Origin of the sequence: Zobellia barbeyronii (genome assembly GCF_018603515.1) — a bacterium.
GTDB lineage: Bacteria > Bacteroidota > Bacteroidia > Flavobacteriales > Flavobacteriaceae > Zobellia > Zobellia barbeyronii.
The window spans coordinates 1-400 of record NZ_JACATN010000029.1; the positions used below are offsets into that span (position 1 = coordinate 1).

Genomic DNA, 400 nt, shown 5'->3' on the forward strand with positions numbered 1-400 from the left:
TCTCTTTAAATTTGACAATAGCCTTTTATCTGGCGTCGCTATACCCTGCCATAAGTGCAAATCCGCACAAAGCAATTAAAATGCTGATTCCGAAATCGCCACCGTTGATATTTCGTGCATCTTGCTGGTCTATTGTTCTTAGTTTGTTTTCGTTATAGGTTTCCATAATGTTTGTTTTAAAGTTTATCTATAATTATTTTAATTTTTTGACTAACAACTACCCAAAAGATAACCGATTTGATAAACAGGAAAGAATATTATGCCCATAACATGGTTGTATTTCCCCCCATCTATTTCCATTTTCTCCTCGATTGTTAATTCGCTAACTGTTAAATTGATTAATTTCATAATTTTGATTTTTATATTGGTTGATTATTTATTCTTTTTACCTTTGAAATTT

1 protein-coding gene is annotated in these 400 nt (G+C 30.8%); it reads right to left on the reverse strand.

All coding sequences use genetic code 11. From position 1 onward, the window contains the following. Positions 1–25 precede the first annotated feature (25 nt). Positions 26–166, reverse strand: coding sequence for a hypothetical protein (locus tag HW347_RS20595; protein WP_214610714.1), 141 nt, complete (start codon positions 164–166; stop codon positions 26–28). Positions 167–400 lie beyond the last annotated feature (234 nt).

What these genes read in the sequence shown, in the direction of transcription:
- HW347_RS20595 (WP_214610714.1), bottom strand. Translation starts at nt 166, where the DNA reads ATGGAAACCTATAACGAAAACAAACTAAGAACAATAGACCAGCAAGAT.